15 protein-coding genes are annotated in these 20,772 nt (G+C 73.7%); 10 read left to right on the forward strand and 5 right to left on the reverse strand.

Going from position 1 to position 20,772, the window contains the following annotated elements; translation table 11 throughout:
• Positions 1–68: 68 nt before the first annotated feature.
• On the reverse strand, positions 69–1,715 hold the full coding sequence (locus ACFWI4_RS13695; RefSeq protein ID WP_387194864.1) for a DUF5691 domain-containing protein: 1,647 nt from the start codon (positions 1,713–1,715) through the stop codon (positions 69–71).
• Positions 1,716–1,892: 177 nt separating this feature from the next.
• Entirely contained in the window at positions 1,893–3,251 is a 1,359-nt protein-coding gene (locus tag ACFWI4_RS13700; RefSeq protein WP_387194867.1) for an SWIM zinc finger family protein, read from the reverse strand.
• A 133-nt stretch (positions 3,252–3,384) separates the two neighbouring features.
• Here ACFWI4_RS13700 and ACFWI4_RS13705 point away from each other — a divergent pair, with 133 nt between their 5' ends.
• From ACFWI4_RS13705 to sucD, 5 genes are all read left to right on the forward strand, one after another.
• Positions 3,385–4,530, forward strand: a complete 1,146-nt coding sequence (locus ACFWI4_RS13705) for an AAA family ATPase (RefSeq protein WP_387194870.1) — start codon at positions 3,385–3,387, stop codon at positions 4,528–4,530.
• A complete protein-coding gene (locus tag ACFWI4_RS13710) occupies positions 4,527–7,058 on the forward strand; it encodes a DUF5682 family protein (protein WP_387194873.1) in 2,532 nt (843 codons plus the stop codon). The genes ACFWI4_RS13705 and ACFWI4_RS13710 overlap by 4 nt, the downstream gene beginning before the upstream one ends.
• On the forward strand, positions 7,055–8,218 hold the full coding sequence (locus tag ACFWI4_RS13715) for a VWA domain-containing protein (protein ID WP_387194876.1): 1,164 nt from the start codon (positions 7,055–7,057) through the stop codon (positions 8,216–8,218). Before ACFWI4_RS13710 ends, ACFWI4_RS13715 begins: the two co-directional genes overlap by 4 nt.
• A 415-nt stretch (positions 8,219–8,633) precedes the next feature.
• Complete coding sequence (gene sucC, locus ACFWI4_RS13720; RefSeq protein ID WP_385405060.1) at positions 8,634–9,812, forward strand: ADP-forming succinate--CoA ligase subunit beta; 1,179 nt, start codon at positions 8,634–8,636, stop codon at positions 9,810–9,812.
• A gap of 21 nt (positions 9,813–9,833) precedes the next feature.
• The gene (sucD, locus tag ACFWI4_RS13725) at positions 9,834–10,718 is read left to right on the forward strand and encodes a succinate--CoA ligase subunit alpha (RefSeq protein WP_060901445.1); all 885 of its coding nucleotides are present in this window, start codon (positions 9,834–9,836) and stop codon (positions 10,716–10,718) included.
• Positions 10,719–10,827: 109 nt separating this feature from the next.
• Here sucD and ACFWI4_RS13730 read toward each other — a convergent pair whose 3' ends face one another.
• Complete coding sequence (locus ACFWI4_RS13730) at positions 10,828–12,042, reverse strand: helix-turn-helix domain-containing protein (RefSeq protein ID WP_387194949.1); 1,215 nt, start codon at positions 12,040–12,042, stop codon at positions 10,828–10,830.
• A gap of 108 nt (positions 12,043–12,150) precedes the next feature.
• Between ACFWI4_RS13730 and ACFWI4_RS13735 the strand changes: the two genes are divergently transcribed.
• Entirely contained in the window at positions 12,151–14,136 is a 1,986-nt protein-coding gene (locus ACFWI4_RS13735) for a DUF6350 family protein (RefSeq protein WP_387194880.1), read from the forward strand.
• Between the two features lie 62 nt (positions 14,137–14,198).
• On the opposite strand, the gene ACFWI4_RS13740 is transcribed toward ACFWI4_RS13735, so the two are convergent.
• Positions 14,199–15,062 carry a hypothetical protein gene (locus ACFWI4_RS13740; protein WP_387194883.1) on the reverse strand — a complete coding sequence of 288 codons (864 nt, stop codon included), beginning with the start codon at positions 15,060–15,062 and terminating at the stop codon, positions 14,199–14,201.
• Between the two features lie 469 nt (positions 15,063–15,531).
• Here ACFWI4_RS13740 and purN point away from each other — a divergent pair, with 469 nt between their 5' ends.
• Together purN and purH are read left to right on the forward strand one after the other, a co-directional pair.
• A complete protein-coding gene (purN, locus tag ACFWI4_RS13745) occupies positions 15,532–16,152 on the forward strand; it encodes a phosphoribosylglycinamide formyltransferase (RefSeq protein ID WP_387194886.1) in 621 nt (206 codons plus the stop codon).
• Complete coding sequence (gene purH / locus ACFWI4_RS13750) at positions 16,149–17,738, forward strand: bifunctional phosphoribosylaminoimidazolecarboxamide formyltransferase/IMP cyclohydrolase (protein WP_385398858.1); 1,590 nt, start codon at positions 16,149–16,151, stop codon at positions 17,736–17,738. Before purN ends, purH begins: the two co-directional genes overlap by 4 nt.
• Positions 17,739–17,891: 153 nt before the next feature.
• On the opposite strand, the gene ACFWI4_RS13755 is transcribed toward purH, so the two are convergent.
• A complete protein-coding gene (locus ACFWI4_RS13755) occupies positions 17,892–18,530 on the reverse strand; it encodes a hypothetical protein (RefSeq protein ID WP_387194889.1) in 639 nt (212 codons plus the stop codon).
• Positions 18,531–18,909: 379 nt separating this feature from the next.
• Here ACFWI4_RS13755 and ACFWI4_RS13760 point away from each other — a divergent pair, with 379 nt between their 5' ends.
• Together ACFWI4_RS13760 and ACFWI4_RS13765 are read left to right on the forward strand one after the other, a co-directional pair.
• Positions 18,910–19,764 (forward strand): bifunctional methylenetetrahydrofolate dehydrogenase/methenyltetrahydrofolate cyclohydrolase, encoded by an 855-nt coding sequence (locus ACFWI4_RS13760; protein WP_081218974.1) that lies wholly within the window; start codon positions 18,910–18,912, stop codon positions 19,762–19,764.
• 358 nt (positions 19,765–20,122) lie between these two features.
• Positions 20,123–20,572, forward strand: coding sequence for a DUF3017 domain-containing protein (locus ACFWI4_RS13765; RefSeq protein ID WP_387194891.1), 450 nt, complete (start codon positions 20,123–20,125; stop codon positions 20,570–20,572).
• Positions 20,573–20,772 lie beyond the last annotated feature (200 nt).

Genomic DNA, 20,772 nt, shown 5'->3' on the forward strand with positions numbered 1-20,772 from the left:
GTTCCCGCGGAGCCCGGGACGGCGCGGGGCGGCGGAGGGGTACGACGGTGCGGGGCGGCGGAGGGGTGTCATGGCGCCGTGAGCTCGGCGGACATGGCCGCTCTCAGTCTGAGGGTGGTCACGAGCCGCTGGAAGGCCTCGGACCAGTAGTCACCGGCCCCCGGCGCCGCGTTCTCCGACTCGTCGGGCACCGAGGTGAGACCTTCGAGCCGCCCGGCCTCCGCGGGGTCCAGACAGCGCTCGGCCAGTCCCATCACGCCGCTGAAGCTCCATGGATAGCTTCCGGCGTCCCGTGCGATGTCGAGCGCGTCGACCACCGCCCGCCCCAGGTTCCCCGACCACGGCACCGCGCACACCCCGAGCAGCTGGAACGCCTCGGACAGTCCGTGCGTACCGATGAACCCGGCCACCCAGTCGGCCCGCTCCCCGGCCCCGAGGGTGGCGAGCAGCTTGGCCCGCTCGGCCAGGGACACCGCCCCCGGTCCTCCGGCCTCCGGGGCCGACGGCGACCCGAGGAGCGCTCTCGACCACGCGGGATCGCGCTGTCGCACCGCCGCCCGGCACCACGCGGCGTGCAGCTCCGCCTGCCAGCCGTCCGCCACGGCCAGGGCCACCACCTCCTCCGGTGAACGCCCCCCGAGCCGTTCCCGCCAGGTCCGCAGTGGCGCCCCCTCGACCAACTGGCCCAGCCACCACGACCGTTCACCCCGGCCGGCCGGGGGTTTGGCCACCACCCCGTCGCGCTCCATCGCCGCGTCGCACTCGTGCGGTGCCTCGACCGTGATCACCGGTGTCTCGCGTGTGTGGTCCACCGCCACACAGGTCACGGCCCTCGCCGCCATCCTCGCGGCGAGCGCGGACCCCGGCAGGGCGGACAGCAGCTCGGCCGCGGTGGCCCGTACGTTGCGGCTGCGGTCCGCCAGGGCGCGCTCCAGGAACGCCTCGTCCCCGGAGCACAGCCCGGACCGCAGCGAGTCGAGGAACATCAGCCGGTCCTCGGCCCGCTCCGTCGCCCAGGTCCCTTCGAGCAACTCCCGTCCGGCCGGCGGATCCTCGGCCCGGACCGCGGCCAGCAGTGCGACCCGCTCCGCGAACAGGCCTTCCTGCCAGAGCCGTTGTACGTCCTCGGCCCGCTCCGGCAGCGTGGCGGTGCCGCCCGGCGAGGAACGCAGCGCGAACCGCCACTCCGGGTTCAGCCGGGCCAGCCACAGGGCCCTCGGTCCGGCGAAGGCGAGGGCGGCGGGCCGCAGGTCCGTGCGTCCCCGGGCCGCGTCGAGGAGCGCCGGAAGGGTCCCCGGGGGCGCGCCGAACCCGCGGCTGTTCGCCAGGGCCAGCCACTGGGGCAGCAGCTCCATGAGGTCGGGCGCAGCACCTCTGCGGCCGCCGCCGCCCGCGCCGGGGCGGTCCGCCAGCAGTGTCGTCAGCCGCCGGGCCGCGGCGGGCGGCAGCACGGGGCGCGGGTCCGGCGCCGCGGGTCCGGGCCGGGCCGCCGCCCGCGCCGGCCGGATCCCGGCCCGTCGTCGTACGGTCTCCACGGCGGCGGCGTCGAGCAGCGCCACCGGGGCCGACCGTCCGGGGTGCTGTTCCGGAAGCGTCCGCCGGTCGGTACCGAGGAGCGCCACGGTGACGAGTTCCTCCCAGGAACCGCCTACGGGCGCGGCGGCCGGGGCCGGGGCCGGGGCCGAAGCGGGGGCCGGGGTGGGGGTCGGGTTCATGAGCGTCCTTTCTGCGCGGAGGGCGTGTGCCGTCACTGAGGGCCGGATCGACGTGCCGGACCGATGCTGCGGCCGACGTGCCGGACCGGCGCTGCGGCCGACGTGCCGGTCAGCGCGTTCGGCGGCCGGCCGTCACCGACGTCTGGGCGGCGGCGTTCGTGGGGGCGGCGAGCGGGGTCAGCACAGGGGCACCGCCTCCAACTCGCCCTGCGCCCACGCCGTCAGGGGAGTGAAGCCGCGGTGGCCGCACTCTCCGAAGACCGTGACCGGCGCGCCGCCGGACAGGGCGACCAGGCGCCACAGTTCGGGGCGCGACAGCGCGGCGGGGCTGAGCGGCAGAGCCGACTCGCCGTCCTCGTCGGCGAGTTGCCAGGAGTCGCCGTCCGGGGTCGGTATCACCCCGTCCAGGGTGACCGGGCAGGAGTCCAGCCAGGGGTCGTCGCGCAGGGCCTCGCCGTACCGGGCGGCGGCCTCGGCCGTGGTCAGCCCCGCAGGCCGTGTCGCCGCGGGTGCCGGGGCGGTGAACCGTTCGCCCAGTGCCGCCCGCAGCCGGCCGTCGCCCGGGTACGCGGACAGTTCCGCCTCGAAGGCCAGCCCCACCGGAAGCGCCAGTTCGGGTGCCCGTCCCGCCGCGCCGTAGGAGAGGAGCAGCGCCGTGCGGCCCGACTCGGTGCCGTACAGCCAGATCCTGCGTGTCGTGAGCCGGGCGTCCGCCGTGTCGTACTGCGCCAGCACCAGCCAGCGGTCCCGGAGCGGCGGGCCGTCCGCGGAGCCGGGCAGCCCCACGCGGGAACGGACCGTCGCGGCCACCCCGTCCGGCAGCCGCTCGCGCCGCAGCCAGCCCTGGTCGAGGAGGTGCAGCAGCGCGCACTCCTCCAGCAGCTGCACCGGCCAGCCCGGTCCTGACGACGGGATCGCCCCCAACTCCCGCACCCGCGCCGCCAGACCGGGAGCCTGCGCGTCGACCATCCGGGCCGCCGTCTCCTCCCACATCCCGTACCCCGCGCGCTCGGCGGAGGCGAGGCCGCCGCGCAGCAGGTCCGCCAGCCGCTGCTCCAGCTCGGCCGCCCCCGCGGTGATCCGCTCGGCCCGCCGCTCCGCCCTGCGCCGCGCCGCCTCGGGATCACCCGTCGAGGAAGCTCCAGATTCCGCGCCCGCCGCGTGCCTGACCTCCGCGCGCCTGCGTCGTCCGTCCAGCCACTGGGCGGCCCAGTCCGGCGGCGCCTGCCCGGACGGCACCGCATCGTCCGCGCCCGCCCAGAGAAGCAGCAGTCCCAGCGCGTGCTTGCACGGGAACTTCCGGCTCGGGCAACTGCATTTGTAAGCCGGACCCGCGGAGCCCGCGATGTCCACGACCGTCTGATACGGCTTGCTGCCGCTTCCCCTGCACAGTCCCCATACCGTCCCCTCCTCGCCCGTGCCCGCCTCCGACCACGGTCCGGCCGTGCCGAGCTTGCTCCCCGCCTTGCGTGACGCGGCGTCAGGCGCCAGTGCCAGCACCTGATCCGCCGTCCAGCGCACCGCCTGCTGTGTCATGCGATCGAAGGTAGGTCCCGCCACTGACAATCGGCCTTCGTGAGCACATATGCGCAGGTCAAGGAGCATTGTCAGTGGCGTGGTGCACGGTGGGACCAGATCCGAACCGGCCGAGCTGGAGGGGGACCGAGGCATGTCCGTGTCCGTTGAACCGACGTCCGTTGACGCACCCGCGGGAGAGAAGGGGCCGAGCCGGCCGGGCGAGGCGCTGCGTCCGCACGCCGAGCACGCCTTCGCCGCCGAACTCGCCGCGCTCGCCGCGCAGGACGACCGGCCCCGCCCGGAACGCTGGCTGCTGTCGCCCTGGGCCGTGGCCACCTATCTGCTGGGCGGCACCCTGCCGGACGGCACCGTGATCACCCCCAAGTACGTGGGGCCGCGCCGCATCGTCGAGGTCGCCGTCACCACCCTCGCCACCGACCGGGCACTGCTCCTGCTCGGTGTGCCGGGCACCGCGAAGACCTGGGTGTCCGAGCATCTGGCGGCCGCGGTCAGCGGCGACTCGACGCTGCTCGTGCAGGGCACGGCCGGCACCCCGGAGGAGGCCATCCGCTACGGCTGGAACTACGCGCGGCTGCTCGCGCACGGGCCCAGCCGGGACGCGCTCGTGCCGAGCCCGGTCATGCGGGCCATGGCCGAGGGCATGACGGCCCGGATCGAGGAACTCACCCGCGTGCCCGCGGACGTACAGGACGGCCTGATCACGATCCTCTCCGAAAAGACCCTGCCGATACCGGAGTTGGGGCAGGAGGTGCAGGCGGTGCGCGGGTTCAACCTGATCGCCACGGCCAACGACCGCGACCGCGGTGTCAACGAGCTCTCCAGCGCCCTGCGCCGCCGGTTCAACACGGTGGTGCTGCCGCTGCCGGAGAGCGCCGACGCCGAGGTCGACATCGTCTCGCGCCGCGTCGACCAGATCGGCCGCTCCCTCGATCTGCCCGCCGTGCCCGACGGCGTGGACGAGATCCGCCGGGTCGTCACCGTCTTCCGCGAGCTGCGGGACGGGATCACGTCCGACGGGCGGACGAAGCTGAAGTCGCCCAGCGGCACCCTGTCCACGGCCGAGGCGATCTCCGTCGTGACCAACGGCCTCGCCCTGGCCGCCCACTTCGGGGACGGTGTGCTGCGGGCGGGAGACGTCGCCGCCGGCATCCTCGGCGCCGTCGTGCGCGACCCGGCGGCCGACCGTGTCATCTGGCAGGAGTACCTGGAGGCGGTCGTCCGCGAGCGGGACGGCTGGAAGGACTTCTACCGCGCCTGCCGCGAGGTGAGCGTATGAGCGCCGGGCGGGACGCCGGACCGCCCGGGGCGGGGAACCGGGGTCCGGGGCCGCTGCTGCTCGGTGTGCGGCATCACGGGCCCGGATCGGCCCGGGCCGTCCGGGCGGCGCTGGAGGCGGCGGCTCCCCGCGTCGTGCTGATCGAGGGGCCGCCCGAGGCGGACGCGCTGGTCCCGCTGGCCGCCGACAAGGAGATGCGGCCGCCCGTGGCCCTGCTCGCCCATGTCGTGGACGAGCCCGGCCGGTCGGCCTTCTGGCCGCTCGCCGAGTTCTCACCGGAGTGGGTGGCGATCCGGTGGGCCCTGGAGAACGGGGTGACGGCCCGCTTCATCGACCTTCCGGCCGCCCACACCCTGGCCGGGGGAGGCGACGGGACGGATCCCGGCCGCGACGGAACGGACGCCGCACCCGATGGAACGGATCCCGGTCGCGACGGAACGGGGGAGGCGCCTCCCGAGGGCATGTCCCCGGCCGAGGACCCCGGATCCTCCCCCGGCGCGAACGCCGTACGGATCGACCCCCTCGCGGTGCTCGCCGAGGCGGCCGGGTACGACGACCCGGAGCGCTGGTGGGAGGACGTGGTCGAGCACCGGCCCGGGACCGCGGACGATCCGTTCGCTCCGTTCGCGGTGCTGGAGGAGGCCATGGGGGCCCTGCGGGAGGTGTACGGGGCCGGAGGGCAGGACCGGGACCTGGTGCGCGAGGCGTACATGCGGCTCCAGATCCGTTCGGCGCGGCGGGAGTTCGGGGACGACGTGGCCGTGGTGTGCGGAGCCTGGCACGTGCCCGCGCTGCGGCGGGCAGCGACCGTGGGCGCCGACCGGGCGCTCCTCAGGGGCCTGCCCAAGGCCAAGGTCCAGCTGACCTGGGTGCCCTGGACGTACCGCCGGCTGTCCCGGGCCAGTGGCTACGGGGCGGGCATCGACTCGCCGGGCTGGTACGGACATCTGTTCAGCGCCCCCGACCGCCCCGTCGAGCGGTGGATGACCAAGGTCGCCCGGCTCCTGCGCGACGAGGACCGGGGCGTGTCGTCGGCCCATGTCATCGAGGCCGTGCGACTGGCCGGCACCCTCGCCGCGATGCGCGGCCGCCCGCTGCCGGGACTGACCGAGAGCACCGACGCCGTCCGGGCCGTGATGTGCGAGGGCTCGGACGTTCCCCTGGAACTGGTGCGCGACCGGCTCGTGGTCGGCGAGGTGCTGGGAGAGGTGCCGGAGTCCGCCCCGGCGGTGCCGTTGCAGCGGGACCTCACGAACCGGCAGCGCCGGCTGCGGCTCAAGCCCGAGGCGCTGGAGCGGGAGCTGGAGCTCGACCTGCGCAAGGAGACCGACGCGGGGCGCAGCACCCTGCTGCACCGGCTGCGGCTCCTCGGTGTCGAGTGGGGCGAGCCCGCGGCCTCCCGCGGCAGCACCGGCACCTTCCGGGAGACCTGGCGGCTGCGCTGGGAGCCGGAGCTGTCGGTGCGGGTCGCCGAGGCCGGGGTCTGGGGCACGACGGTCCCGGCCGCCGCGACGGCCAAGGCCGAGGCGGACGCCGTCGGCGCGTCCTCGCTCGCGGACGTCACGGCGCTCGCCGAGCGCTGCCTGCTCGCCGGGCTCGCGGACGCGCTGCCCGTGGTGATGCGGGTGCTCGCCGACCGCGCCGCCCTCGACACGGACGTGGGCCACCTCGCCCAGGCCCTGCCCGCGCTCGTCCGCTCCCTGCGCTACGGCGACGTACGCGGCACCGACACCCACGCACTCGCCGATGTCGCCGCCGGTCTGGCCGAGCGCGTCTTCGTCGGTCTCCCGCCGGCCTGCGCCGCCCTCGACGGTGACGCCGCCGAGGAGATGCGCGGGCATGTCGACGCCGTGCACGGGGCGGTGGGACTGCTGGAGGAGACGACCCCGGGGGCCGTCGGCGCCGGCGGTGTCCGCGGACGCTGGTACGCGGTGCTGCGGGTGCTCGCGGCGCGGGACACCGTGCCGGGGGTGGTCAGAGGTCGGGCGGTCCGTCTGCTCCTCGACGAGGGGGAGCTGGAACAGGAGGAGGCGGCACGGCTCATGGGGCTCGTGCTGTCGCCGGGGACGGCGCCCGCGGACGGGGCCGCGTGGATCGAGGGCTTCGTCGGGGGCGGCTCCGGCGGCATGCTGCTCGTCCACGACGAACGGCTGCTCGCCCTGGTGGACACGTGGCTGACCGGAGTGCCGGCGGACGCGTTCACCGATGTGCTGCCGCTGCTGCGCCGGACGTTCTCGGCCTACGAGGCGGGGGTGCGCAGAACGCTGGGCGAGCTGGTCCGGCGCGGTCCGGCGCCTCGGGCGGCCGCGGGGGCCGACGGCTCCGGCTCCGGCATTCCCGGGTTCGCCCCCGGACTCGACACCGGGCGCGCCGACGCCGTCCTGCCGCTGCTGAGCCTGCTCCTGGGACTGGGCGACCCCGATCCCGACACCGGCTTCGCTCCCGACACCGGCCTCGCTCCCGGCACCGACCCCGGCCCCGATCCCGACCTCCACACCAGAAACGATCTTGCGAAGGTGGCTCCATGACCATGGCGGCGGTGGACGCGGGGGAGGAGCGGCTGCGGCGATGGCGGCTGGTGCTCGGCGGCGACGAGGCGGACGGCACCGGCTGCGCGCTCTCCGGCCGGGACGCGGCCATGGACGCGGCGCTGGGCGCGCTCTACGGAAAGGGGAACGGGGGAAAGCCGGGGCGGGACCGCTCGGCGGGGCTCGGGGCGTCGGCGCCGTCGGTCGCGCGCTGGCTCGGTGACATCCGGACCTATTTCCCCTCCTCCGTGGTCCAGGTGATGCAGCGGGACGCCATCGACCGGCTCGGGCTGTCCGCGCTGCTCCTGGAGCCCGAGATGCTGGAGGCGGTGGAGGCCGACGTGCACCTGGTCGGCACCCTGCTCTCCCTCAACAAGGCCATGCCGGAGACGACGAGGGAGACCGCCCGGGCCGTGGTGCGCAAGGTGGTGGAGGACCTGGAGAAGAAGCTCGCCACCCGCACCCGGGCCACCCTCACCGGCGCCCTCGACCGCAGCGCCCGGATCAGCAGGCCCCGCCACCACGACATCGACTGGAACCGCACGATCGCGGCCAACCTGAAGCACTACCTCCCCGAGTACCGCACGGTCGTTCCCGAGCGGCTGATCGGCTACGGGCGGGCCTCCCAGTCGGTGAAGAAGGAGGTCGTCCTCTGCATCGACCAGTCGGGCTCGATGGCGGCGTCCGTCGTGTACGCCTCCGTGTTCGGGGCCGTGCTGGCGTCGATGCGGTCGATCGCCACCCGGCTCGTCGTCTTCGACACGGCCGTCGTCGACCTCACCGACCAGCTCGACGACCCCGTCGACGTCCTCTTCGGCACCCAGCTCGGCGGCGGCACCGACATCAACCGGGCGCTCGCCTACTGCCAGTCGCAGATCACCCGGCCGGCCGACACCGTCGTCGTCCTCATCAGCGACCTCTACGAGGGAGGCATCCGTGACGAGATGCTGAAGCGGGTCGCGGCGATGAAGGCGTCGGGGGTGCAGTTCGTGGCCCTGCTCGCGCTGTCCGACGAGGGGGCGCCCGCGTACGACCGCGAGCACGCGGCGGCGCTCGCCGCACTCGGCGCGCCCGCGTTCGCCTGCACACCCGATCTCTTTCCGGAGGTGATGGCGGCGGCGATCGAGAAGCGGCCCCTTCCGATACCGGACGCCGGCTGAGTGCGTCCTTCCTGACCGCGGATGACCGTTTTCGACGGGTTCGGGGGACCCGGACGGCCGAAGGGCGGGGGACCCGTAACGGATCCACCCGACCGGACGCCCGGGGCCGTCCGGCCGGTCTCCCGGGCGGGCCGGGCCGTCCGCGCGGGGCGCTCAGTGGCTGTTCACAAGGCCTCACCCGGTGATCCCCGGCCAGGTGGGGGCGGGTCCCGGGCCCGTTCTGTGACAGGTATCACCGCTGTGGTGTGAGCTGCGATTTAGGGTCCCGTGCCCCACGGCGATAACCTGCGAGACGGACATGCCGCGCGCTCGGACACCGTGTGCGCCACCCTTGTGACAGCGGACGTCACGTTGCCCTTCGCGGCACGCCCACGCATCCAACGAACCGCGAGATCACTGATAGGGACGGACGCGCGTGGACCTGTTCGAGTACCAGGCGAGGGACCTCTTCGCCAAGCACGGTGTACCGGTGCTGGCCGGTGAAGTCATTGACACGCCTGAGGCAGCCCGCGAGGCGACCGAGCGTCTTGGCGGCAAGTCCGTCGTCAAGGCCCAGGTGAAGGTCGGTGGCCGCGGCAAGGCCGGCGGCGTCAAGCTCGCCGCCACCCCGGACGAGGCCGTCGCCCGCGCGACGGACATCCTCGGCATGGACATCAAGGGCCACACGGTCCACAAGGTGATGATCGCCGAGACCGCGCCCGAGATCGTCGAGGAGTACTACGTCTCGTACCTCCTCGACCGCACCAACCGCACCTTCCTCGCCATGGCGTCCGTCCAGGGCGGCGTGGAGATCGAGGTCGTCGCGGAGGAGAACCCCGACGCCCTCGCGAAGGTGCCGGTCGACGCCAACGAAGGCGTGTCGATCGAGAAGGCCCGTGAGATCGTCGCCCAGGCGAAGTTCCCGGCCGAGGTCGCCGAGCAGGTGGCCGAGATCCTGGTGACGCTGTGGGACACCTTCATCAAGGAGGACGCCCTCCTCGTCGAGGTGAACCCCCTCGCCAAGGTCGCCTCCGGCAAGGTCATCGCCCTCGACGGCAAGGTGTCGCTGGACGAGAACGCCGAGTTCCGTCAGCCCGACCACGAGGCGCTCGTCGACCACGCGGCCGCCAACCCCCTCGAGGCCGCCGCCAAGGCCAAGAACCTCAACTACGTCAAGCTCGACGGTGAGGTCGGCATCATCGGCAACGGCGCGGGACTCGTCATGAGCACCCTCGACGTCGTCGCGTACGCCGGTGAGAACCACGGTGGCGTCAAGCCCGCCAACTTCCTCGACATCGGCGGCGGCGCCTCCGCCGCGGTCATGGCGAACGGCCTGGAGATCATCCTCGGCGACCCGGACGTCAAGTCCGTGTTCGTCAACGTCTTCGGCGGCATCACCGCCTGTGACGAGGTCGCCAACGGCATCGTCCAGGCGCTCCAGCTGCTCGCAGACAAGGGCGAGGACGTCACCAAGCCGCTGGTCGTGCGTCTCGACGGCAACAACGCCGAGCTGGGTCGTCAGATCCTGTCGGACGCCAACCACCCGCTGGTCCAGCGCGTGGACACCATGGACGGCGCGGCCGACAAGGCCGCCGAGCTCGCGGCTGCGAAGTAAGGGACGAGGGACTAAACAGCCATGGCTATCTTCCTCAACAAGGACAGCAAGGTCATCGTCCAGGGCATGACCGGTGCCACGGGTATGAAGCACACCAAGCTCATGCTCGCGGACGGGACGAACATCGTCGGTGGCGTGAACCCGCGCAAGGCGGGCACGTCCGTCGACATCGACGGCACCGAGATCCCCGTCTTCGGCACGGTCGCCGAGGCCATGGAGAAGACGGGCGCCAACGTGTCCGTGCTCTTCGTGCCGCCGGCCTTCGCCAAGGCCGCCGTCGTCGAGGCGATCGACGCGGAGATCCCCCTCGCGGTCGTCATCACCGAGGGCATCGCCGTCCACGACTCCGCCGCCTTCTGGGCGTACGCGAAGTCGAAGGGCAACAAGACCCGCATCATCGGCCCGAACTGCCCCGGTCTCATCACCCCGGGCCAGTCCAACGCCGGCATCATCCCGGGCGACATCACGAAGCCGGGCCGCATCGGCCTGGTCTCGAAGTCCGGCACGCTGACGTACCAGATGATGTACGAGCTCCGTGACATCGGCTTCTCGTCCGCCGTCGGCATCGGTGGCGACCCGGTCATCGGCACGACGCACATCGACGCGCTCGCCGCGTTCGAGGCCGACCCCGACACCGACCTGATCGTCATGATCGGCGAGATCGGCGGCGACGCCGAGGAGCGGGCCGCGGACTTCATCGCGAAGAACGTGACCAAGCCGGTCGTCGGCTACGTCGCCGGCTTCACCGCGCCCGAGGGCAAGACCATGGGCCACGCCGGCGCCATCGTCTCCGGCTCCTCCGGCACGGCCGCCGCGAAGAAGGAGGCCCTCGAGGCCGCGGGCGTCAAGGTCGGCAAGACCCCGACCGAGACGGCCAAGCTGGCGCGCGAGATCCTCGCCGGCTGAGTCCTCGCCCGACCGAACGCCGGTGGGCCCGCACCCTCTCAGGGGTGCGGGCCCACCGGCGTCTCCACGCGTCCCGCGTTCACCGCCACCGGCCCGCCGGCGTGTCCTGTCAGCGGGTCTCCGGGATCAGCCGCTCAGGGCCGTTCATCTCCTGGGACCGCAGCCGGGCGCGCAGCTTCACCTGTGCCGCGGAGAGCGGCCCGGGCGCGCCCTTGGGCGGAAGGCCGTGGATGGTCTCCGGCGGTGAGAGCGGGGCCTCGTAGTGGTCCGGGGCCGTGCCCAGGGTCAGCACGGTCACCCCGATCAGCAGGGCGGTGAAGGCGATCGCCGCCCGGGTCCACTGCTGGGCCCGGCGTTCGCCGTACCAGCGGACCGTGCGGGGCTTCGCCGCCCGCAGCCGCTCCGCGCTCGCGAGCTCGGCGAGCCGCCAGTGCAGGTCCTCGGGCGACGCCAGCTCCGGCAGCTTCGTGGCGACGGCCTCGCGCGCGTGCAGCACCCGGTTGGCGGCCGCGGGCGTGCTCGCCTCCGTCTCGGCCGCGGTCTCCGGCAGTCCGAGCCCCACACCGTCGTACAGGACCAGCGTGCGGCGGTACACCGGCGGCAGTTCGAGGAGCGCGTCCAGCAGCGCGCGGTCGGCGGCGCCGGCGGGCGGTGCCTCCGGGTGGCGGTAACGGGGGCGCAGCCGGTGCCAGGGGGAGAGCGCGTACTCGTACGCCGTCGCGCGCACCCATCCGGCCGGGTCCCGGTCCACCGCCACCTCGGGCCAGCGGTACCAGGCCTGCTGGAAGGCGCGCTCCACGGACTCCCGGGCCAGTTCGCGCCGCCCGGTCAGCAGATAGGCCTGTCGTACGAGGGCGGGGGCGCAGAACGCGTAGAGCGCGTCGAAGGCCTGAGCGGGCGTCAGCGAGGGTTCCGAGAGTCCGGCGCGCGCGTCCTCGGCGAGCCACTCCTCGGTGGGCAGCCCCTTGGCGAGCCGCCCCTCGGCCCGCTTCCGCCCGGGTCTCCCCCCGACACTGACGGAACGTTTCTTTCCAACGTCGGCCCGGGCTTCGCCACCCGTCCCCGCGCCCACCAGCTCCGGGGCGGCGTCCTCCTGAGGGACGGTCACCTCCGGCCGGGCGGCGGAAGGACCGGTCGTGAGCAGCCGCGTGTACTCCTCCCGCACACGGCCGCGCGGGGCCGAACGGCCGTTCTCCCACGAGCGGACCGTCGCCCGGCTGACGCCGAGCCGGGTCGCCACGTCGGCCTGCGACAGGGACCGGTTCTCGCGCAGACGGCGACGCTCCTTGGGCGTCGGCAGCGGGGCAGCGGGGTTCTGTGTCAGGTCGGGTTCCACAGACGGCCCCTTCGTACGAAAAAGTACATAACTGCATATTGAGCGACACATCCAGGGTTCGCCTGTTACGACGAGAAAGCGCGTGTCGTTGGGAGCATGAGGGTCGTGACCCAAATCACCCACCGCAGGCTCCCGTTGTCGCACCTGCTCACCCGGATGCGCGACCGATCACCCGGACTGGCGGCGAGCGTCCTGGGCGGCGCCCTCGCCGCCGGGCTCGGGCTCGCCTCGCTCGCCGTCCTCGTCATGGTGCTGTGGATCAGCTCGCCGTATCCGGACAGCGGTCCGGGCGGGGCGCTGCACGTCGCCGCGGCGCTGTGGCTGCTCGCGCACGGCGTGGAGCTGATCCGCACCGACACCCTGTCAGGTCTGCCCATGCCCGTGGGGGTGACACCGCTGCTCCTGCTCGCCCTGCCGGTGTGGCTGCTGCACCGGGCCGCCCGGGAGGCGGCCGACGTCACGTCGGAGTCGTCGCCGGGCACGGCGTGGGGCGGTGTCGTGGCCGGCTATCTGTCCGTCGCCTGGGCCGCGGCGCTGTACGCCTCGGGCGGGACGCTGCGCCCCTCCTGGGCCTGGGCCGCGATCTGCCTGCCGCTCCTCGCGGTGATCGCCGCGGGAGCCGGGGTCTGGACGGCGTACGGGCGCCCGTGGGGGCGTGAGCCGTTCTGCCGGAAGCGGTCCGCGAGGGCCCTTCCGCTTCCCGGCGGGCGTCTGCCCGACGGACGCCCGCCGGTCCGGGCCGTACGCGGTCCCGCCGCCGACGACCGGGTGCTCGGCGGCGCCGCACGGGCCGCCGCGGCCGGGGTCGCGGTCCTCGTCGGAGGCGGGGCCCTGCTCGTGGCGGCCTCGCTCGTGTGGCACGGGGACACGGCCCGCGCCGCGTTCGTCCAGCTCACCGGGGGATGGTCGGGCCGGTTCGCCGTCCTGCTGCTGTGCCTGGTCCTGCTGCCGAACGCGGCCGTGTGGGGGGCCTCGTACGGACTCGGGCCCGGCGTCGTCCTGAGCGCGGGGCATGTCGCGGGACCGCTGACCGCGGCGATCCCGGCGGAGCACGCGCCGACCGCGCTGCTCCCCGCGTTTCCGCTGCTCGCCGCCTTGCCCCGGGCTGGTTCGGAGGCGCCGTCCGCCTGGCTGAGCGGGCTGGTGCCGCTGGCCGCCGGGGTGACGGTGGCGTGGTTCGCGGTGCGGGCGGGGGCCGCGCAGGGAGCACCGGGCCGGGCGGAGCCCTGGCCGCTCCGGCGGACGGTGGCCGCCGTCTCGATCGCCGCGGGCTGGTGCGGGGTCGCGCTCGGGGTGCTCGCCGGACTGGCCGGAGGGCCGCTGGGCGTGCACACGCTGACCCATTTCGGACCGGTGTGGTGGCAGGTCGGGCCCGTGACGGCGGTGTGGACGGCGGTCGTCGGGATTCCCGTGGCGGCGGGCGCGGCCGAGTGGCGGGACCGGGGACGCGCGGCCGCCGGGTCCACGGGCGCCCGCCGGTACGGGCGCGGGACCGGGTGGATTCCGCGGCTCCGGTTCCGTCTCCCGCTCCGGCCGCGACTGCCGCTGGGTGCCCGGCTGCCGTGGCGCGGGGCCGCCGCCGCGACGCCGACGCCGGTTCCGCTCCAGGGCGCGCGGTCCGCGGGCCGGACCGATCCCACGGTGCTGGAGTCGGTCGTCGAGACCTTCGACCCGTACGACGCCTACGACCCCGACGATTCCTACGACCCTTTCGAGCCGTACGACCTGCTGCCGGGGGAGGCCGCGCCGGGCACCTGGTACGGGGACCTGCCGAGGGAGACCCGCTGGGAGACCCTGCGCAGGGCGAGCGGTTCTCAGGAGCCCGGACCGGGGGGCCCGGACGACGGCAAGGGGCCGGAAGGCCCGGACGGCCGGAGGGGACCGGATGACCGGAAGGGCCCCGAACGCGACCGGGAGGACTCCGACGACCGGAACGAACCCGGCGACCGGAAGGACTTCGAGGGCCGGAACAGCCCCGAAGGCCGGAAGGGCCCGGAGCGCCGGGACGAGGAGGCGGACGCGGAAGGGTCACCGAGCGGGCCGGGTGACCCGGGCGCGGCGGACGACGGTTCTCCCCGCTGACCGGGGACGGCCGCCCTCCCGCCCGGCAGCGGCCCGGGCGGGAGGCGGGAGGTCGGTCGACGTCAGTCGTGCGTGCCGAGCAGCCCGCGCAGGTCCTTGGGGAGGAGGTCGTTGCAGGACTGCTTCGCGGCGTTCGTCAGGGCGTCGTTCGTGCAGGAGTAGTAGTCGCTGTAGACGAGGTGGGCGGTGAAGACACCGGCGACCAGCACGATCGCCAGCGACGCGGTGACGATGCCGCTCACCGCGGCGGTCAGCTGCGGGCGCGTGTTCGGATCGGGCGCCGGGCTGTCCGGGTCCGGTGCGCGCGTCTTGGAACGCAGCGCGCTGCCGCCCCAGTACAGGGCGAGCGCGCCGAGCAGCAGCGCCACGTACGGCCAGCCGAAGAGGACGAAGAAGAACGCCCACATGCCGGAGAGCAGCGCGTACCTGGCGCGGCGCTGGGCCGGGTCCGTCGGGTCCCAGCGCATGCCGCCGCCGGGTGTGCCGCCGGGGCCTTCGGGGCCGCCCTGTCCCTGCGGGGCGCCCGGCCGGTCGCCGAAACCGCCGCCGCTGGAGGGGCCGGGCTGCCGGTCGCTCCACTGGCTTCCCCAGGGGGAGTGCCCGGAGCCCTGCTGTCCGCCCCCGGCGCCGTCACCGGAGCCCTGACCGGGCCGGCGCGGCTGCCAGGGCCGGTCGGGTGTCCCCTCCGGCGGCGGGGCGAACGGATTGTCGTCCTGGCCGGAGGACGACGGGCCGGACGGGGGAGTGCCGGGCGCGTCGGAGCCGCGCTCGTCCGAGGGGCCGCCGCTGCCTCCCGCCGAGCCGCCGTCGCCGCCCGCGGAACCGGGCCCGCCCGCGGGGCCGTCCCCGCCCGACCTCGGCGGGGTGGACGATGGGCGCCGCTCGCGCAGCAGGAGCGGAGGGAGTCGGAGACTGCGGTCCGGCATCAGGTGAGCGTCTTCCCCTTGGTGGTTCCGGCAGGCGGCATGTTCACGCGATCAGGCCGCTCGTGACGCGCGCCGAGCCGGTCCTCCCGGGCTGACGCCTCGGGCCGGTCCGCCCCGGACAGCCGCCCCGAGCTTCGCACCCGGGGCTCGCGCCCCGGGTTTCGTACCCCCGGAGACGTGCTCCGGATGGCTCCGGGGCCCGTGTCGCGGGTGGTGCCGGGGCCGTGCCCCGGACATTCGTCCCCGTCCCGATCAACGTCCCGCGCGCACGGGGCGTTCCCCGTGCCGGAGGCGTTCCCGGGTGGATCCTCCCCAGACGCTACCTTCCGGCCTCGCCCCCGTCCCGTGGGGGCCGCCCGGTGTGCCGGTATCGTTGCTGACGGTCGGCCGCTTCGTAGACTTCCCCGTATCCCGGGGCGCGAAGCATTCGTACGACCGTACAAACGCTCCCCCGAGAAAGGGCCCCGTCGTGGCCAAGGCCAAGCGCCTCGTCGTGCTGGTCTCCGGATCAGGTACGAATCTGAAGGCACTGATCGACGCCGTCGCGGAGGCGGGCCCGGCGGCCTACGGTGCCGAGATCGTGGCCGTCGGCGCCGACCGGGACGGCATCGAGGGGCTCGCGCGGGCCGAGCGGGCCGGGATCCCCGTCTTCGTGTGCAAGGTCAAGGACCACGGCAGCCGGGACGAGTGGGACCGGGCGCTCGCCGAGGCGACCGCCGCGTACGAGCCCGACCTCGTGGTGTCCGCCGGGTTCATGAAGATCGTGGGGAAGGAATTCCTCGCCCGGTTCGGCGGACGGTTCGTCAACACGCATCCCGCGTTGCTCCCCAGTTTTCCCGGGGCCCACGGCGTCCGTGACGCGCTCGCGTACGGAGTCCGGGTCACCGGCTGCACCGTCCACTTCGTCGACGACGGCGTCGACACCGGCCCGATCATCGCCCAGGGCGTGGTCGAGGTCCGCAACGAGGACGACGAGAGCGCTCTGCACGAGCGCATCAAGGAAGTCGAGCGAAGGCTGCTCGTCGATGTCGTGGGGCGGCTCGCCCGCAACGGCTATCGCATTGAGGGACGAAAGGTAGTTATCCAGTGACCGCCGACAGCACAGTCACGGCCGAGAACACCGAGGACACCAAGCGGGTCATCCGGCGCGCGCTCGTCAGCGTGTACGACAAGACCGGCCTGGAGGAACTGGCCCGCGGGCTGCACGCGGCCGGTGTCGAGCTCGTCTCCACCGGCTCCACCGCCGCGAGGATCGCCTCGGCCGGCGTGCCCGTCACCAAGGTGGAGGAGCTGACCGGCTTCCCCGAGTGCCTGGACGGCCGCGTCAAGACCCTGCACCCCAAGGTCCACGCCGGGATCCTCGCCGACCTGCGGCTCGAGAGCCACCGGCAGCAGCTCGCCGAGCTCGGCGTCGAGCCGTTCGACCTCGTCGTCGTCAACCTCTACCCGTTCCGGGAGACGGTCGAGTCCGGGGCCACCCCCGACGAGTGCGTCGAGCAGATCGACATCGGCGGCCCCTCGATGGTCCGCGCGGCGGCCAAGAACCACCCCTCCGTCGCGGTCGTCACCAGCCCCGGACGGTACGGCGACGTCCTCGCCGCCGCGCAGAGCGGCGGTTTCGACCTGCGCACCCGCAAGCGGCTCGCCGCCGAGGCCTTCCAGCACACGGCCGCGTACGACGTCGCCGTCGCCTCCTGGTTCGCCTCCTCCTACGCGCCGGTCGACGACTCACAGTTCCCGGACTTCCTCGGCGCCACCTGGGAGCGCGCGCACACCCTGCGCTACGGCGAGAACCCGCACCAGCCCGCCGCCCTCTACACCTCGGGCACGGGCGGACTCGCCGAGGCGGAGCAGCTGCACGGCAAGGAGATGTCGTACAACAACTACACGGACACGGACGCCGCCCGCCGTGCCGCGTACGACCACGAGGACCCCTGCGTCGCGATCATCAAGCACGCCAACCCGTGCGGGATCGCCGTCGCGTCGAACGTCGCCGAGGCGCACCGCAAGGCGCACGCCTGCGACCCGCTGTCCGCGTTCGGCGGTGTGATCGCGGTCAACCGCCCGGTTACCAAGGAGATGGCCGAGCAGGTCGCGGAGATCTTCACCGAGGTCATCGTCGCGCCCGAGTACGAGGACGGCGCCCTCGAAGCCCTCACCAAGAAGAAGAACATCCGCGTGCTGCGGGCGCACCAGGCCCCGGCCGCCCCGGTCGAGATCAAGCCCGTCGACGGCGGCGCGCTGCTCCAGGTCACCGACCGGCTCCAGGCCGACGGCGACAACCCGGCGAGCTGGACGCTGGCGACCGGTGACGCCCTGAGCGAGGGCGAGCTCGACGAGCTGGCCTTCGCCTGGCGCGCCTGCCGCGCGGTGAAGTCCAACGCGATCCTGCTCGCCAAGGACGGCGCCTCGGTCGGCGTCGGCATGGGCCAGGTCAACCGGGTCGACTCCGCGAAGCTCGCGGTCGAGCGGGCCGGCGCCGAGCGCGCCCGCGGCTCCTACGCCGCCTCGGACGCGTTCTTCCCGTTCCCCGACGGCCTGGAGATCCTCGCCGACGCGGGCGTCAAGGCCGTGGTCCAGCCCGGCGGCTCGGTCCGTGACGAGCTGGTCGTGGAGGCCGCGAAGAAGGCCGGCGTGACGATGTACTTCACCGGCACGCGCCACTTCTTCCACTGATCGCTCCGGCCGGCGTGATCGCTTCGGTCGCGCCGGCCGTGCCGGTCGCTCCGGCCGCCGTGGTCGCCGTGGCCGCGCCGATCCCGTGGAACACACGAGGGCCGTGTCCCCCCGGTCAGGGGTGGGACACGGCCCTCGGTGCGTACCGTCCGCTCAGTAGCGGGGGCGGTTGAACCAGGCGGCGCCCGACGGGGCGATCATCGCCGCCGCCATCACACCGCCGAAGCCGATCCACAGCAGCGCGAACACCAGTGCCGCCGAGGAGTTGACGTTCGACGCGTTGATCAGGCCGAGGACGCCGAACAGGGAGCCGATGATGCCGTACACCATGGTGGTGATCCGGATCCCCTGGCCGCCTCTGCTGAACTTGACGCCCAGCGTGATCGACAGGCCCGCGAGGGCGAGGAAGAGCAGCGCGATCACGAAGATGATGCCTGCGGAGTCGTGGCCGATGTCGGACAGGCCGTTGTTGCCGAACGTGTCCTCGCCCGCGTTGGAGGCGTCGTTGATGGTGGCCGCGCCGAAGATGGCGAAGATGCCGATCAGGACCTGGACGCCCGCCACGATGAAGAGCAGCACGCGCGCGGTCATCATCAGACCCGGCATGGTCTGCGGCATCATGTTGCCGCCCGGGTAGCCGGGGTACGCGGGCTGCTGCGGGTAGCCGTAGCCCTGCGGCGGCACGCTCGGCGGGGCCTGCGGGTACCCGTAGCCGGGAGGAGCGGCCGGCGGTGCGACGGGAGGCTGCTGCGGCGGGGGGCCGTAGGGGTTGTTCGGGTCGCCGAAGCTCATGGCGGGTTTCCTCCGTTGCCTGGTGCGGGGACTACGCGCGGCACGGTTCGGAGGAATTTCTACAGAGCGGTCCGTCCCCCCGGTACTGCCCGCGGCACTGTATGTGCTCATCGTTCTTTAGCAGACTCTTACTTGTCCAGCGCCATTCGGTATGTGTTGTCCAAGTGCAACATGCGTGATCATGGCCGGATACGGGCGAATCGGTCGGCCGGAGACCGCCGTGCCGCCACCGGGAGCCGTCCGGAGGCCGCAGAGAGGCCGGTGGGAGGCCCTCGGGAGGCGTCCGGGAGGCGGTTTCGGGGCTGCCGGGCCGGTGTTCGCGGGGCCGGTGCCGCCCCGGATTGGAACCTGGGCCGCGTCATCCGGGAGGATGGGGGGCATGACCGCCCAGATTCTCGATGGCAAGGCCACCGCAGCCGCGATCAAGTCCGACCTGACCGTCCGCGTGGCGGCCCTGAAGGAGAAGGGCGTCACGCCCGGCCTCGGGACGGTCCTGGTCGGGGACGACCCCGGAAGCCAGAAGTACGTAGCGGGCAAGCACCGCGACTGCGCCCAGGTGGGCATCGCCTCGATCCAGCGCGAACTGCCCGCTACCGCCACGCAGGAAGAGATCGAGGCGGTGGTCCGCGAGCTGAACGAGGACCCTGCCTGCACCGGCTACATCGTCCAGCTGCCGCTCCCCAAGGGCATCGACGAGAACCGCATCCTGGAACTGATGGACCCGGACAAGGACGCGGACGGCCTGCACCCGATGAACCTCGGGCGTCTCGTCCTCAACGAGCCCGCCCCGCTGCCCTGCACCCCCAACGGTGTCCTCACGCTCCTGCGCCGCTACGGCGTGGAGATCAAGGGCGCCGAGGTCGTGGTCGTCGGCCGCGGTGTGACCATCGGCCGTCCGATGCCGCTGCTGCTCACCCGGCGCAGCGAGAACGCGACGGTCACCCAGTGCCACACCGGCACCCGTGACCTCTCCGCGCACCTCAAGCGCGCCGACATCATCGTCGCCGCCGCCGGCTCGGCGCACCTGATCCGGGCCGAGGACGTGAAGCCGGGCGCCGCCGTCCTCGACGTCGGTGTCTCGCGCAGCGCCGAGGGCAAGATCGTCGGCGATGTCCACCCGGACGTCGCCGAGGTCGCCGCCTGGATCTCCCCGAACCCCGGCGGGGTCGGCCCGATGACCCGGGCCCAGCTGCTCGTCAACGTGGTGGAAGCGGCGGAGCGAAGTGTCGGCTGACGGCAGCACCCACGAGTCCGGTGCCGGTGCGGGACGCGCCGGTACCGAGTCGGCCGTCCGGGAGGCCGAGTTGAAGACCGAGGCCAAGATTGGCGGCGCTGGCGCTGGCGCTGGCGTCGTCGAGGTTGCGGCTGAGGCCGGGGTGCCGGCCGGGGCCGACGCCGTCTCCGGCGACGGCGCCGAGGCGGCCTCCGCGGCCGAGCGTGGATCCGGTGCCGTGACCGTGACCGAGGCCGGGGCTTCGGGCGGGTCCGGCTCTGGCGCCGGCGCTTCGGACGGTTCCGGGTCCGGTTCTCGTGCCGGGGCTTCGGGCGGGTCCGGGGACGGGGTTACGGGCGGGAGCGAGGACGGGGTCGAGGTGGAGGCCGAGACGGTCGTCCGGGACGCGATCAGCGCGCCCGACGCCCAGGGGAGGCCCCGGCGCACCACGCGCCGCTTCCCGCTGTTCACACGCGACACGGCACGGCCCGAGGGCGGTGGCCGGGCCGCGCCCGGCGACGCCCCCGCGCCCGCGCGTCAGTGGCCCATCATCACCGTGCTGTCCGCCGTCGCGCTCGGCCTGCTGCTCACGGCGCTCGACGTGTTCCGCGTCGGCACGATCCTGATCGGCGCGGCGCTGCTCGCGGGTGCCGTGATGCGCTGGATGCTGCCCAGCGTCGGCATGCTCGCGGTCCGCTCCCGGTTCACGGACGTGGTCACCTACAGCGTCCTGGGCATCGCCATCGTCGTTCTCGCGCTGATGGCCCAGCCCAACCCGTTGCTGGAGATCCCGTTCCTGGACGACACCTTGCACTTCACCGTCCGCTGACGGCCGACGGCTCGCGGTTCGCGGGGCCCGTTCTCTCCATCGGGGGAGGACGGGCCCCGTCGGCGTACGGGGGCGTCCGGGAACGAGGGCGGCCCGTCCTCTCCCCCGAGTCAAGGACGGGCCGCGATCGGGCGAGTGTTCCGCCCGGGGTCAACCCTTGTGCACGCGAACGTGCCGTTCAACAGCCACCGGTCCCCTGT

This window comes from Streptomyces sp. NPDC127038 (assembly GCF_042725875.1).
Lineage (GTDB): Bacteria > Actinomycetota > Actinomycetes > Streptomycetales > Streptomycetaceae > Streptomyces.

Excerpts from the sequence above, each read along its gene's own strand:
- ACFWI4_RS13695 (WP_387194864.1), bottom strand. The coding sequence starts at position 1,715 with ATGAACCCGACCCCCACCCCGGCCCCCGCTTCGGCCCCGGCCCCGGCC.
- ACFWI4_RS13700 (WP_387194867.1), bottom strand. The coding sequence starts at position 3,251 with ATGACACAGCAGGCGGTGCGCTGGACGGCGGATCAGGTGCTGGCACTG.
- ACFWI4_RS13705 (WP_387194870.1), top strand. The coding sequence starts at position 3,385 with ATGTCCGTGTCCGTTGAACCGACGTCCGTTGACGCACCCGCGGGAGAG.
- ACFWI4_RS13710 (WP_387194873.1), top strand. The coding sequence starts at position 4,527 with ATGAGCGCCGGGCGGGACGCCGGACCGCCCGGGGCGGGGAACCGGGGT.
- ACFWI4_RS13715 (WP_387194876.1), top strand. The coding sequence starts at position 7,055 with ATGACCATGGCGGCGGTGGACGCGGGGGAGGAGCGGCTGCGGCGATGG.
- sucD (WP_060901445.1), top strand. The coding sequence starts at position 9,834 with ATGGCTATCTTCCTCAACAAGGACAGCAAGGTCATCGTCCAGGGCATG.
- ACFWI4_RS13735 (WP_387194880.1), top strand. The coding sequence starts at position 12,151 with ATGAGGGTCGTGACCCAAATCACCCACCGCAGGCTCCCGTTGTCGCAC.
- ACFWI4_RS13740 (WP_387194883.1), bottom strand. The coding sequence starts at position 15,062 with ATGCCGGACCGCAGTCTCCGACTCCCTCCGCTCCTGCTGCGCGAGCGG.
- ACFWI4_RS13755 (WP_387194889.1), bottom strand. The coding sequence starts at position 18,530 with ATGAGCTTCGGCGACCCGAACAACCCCTACGGCCCCCCGCCGCAGCAG.
- ACFWI4_RS13760 (WP_081218974.1), top strand. The coding sequence starts at position 18,910 with ATGACCGCCCAGATTCTCGATGGCAAGGCCACCGCAGCCGCGATCAAG.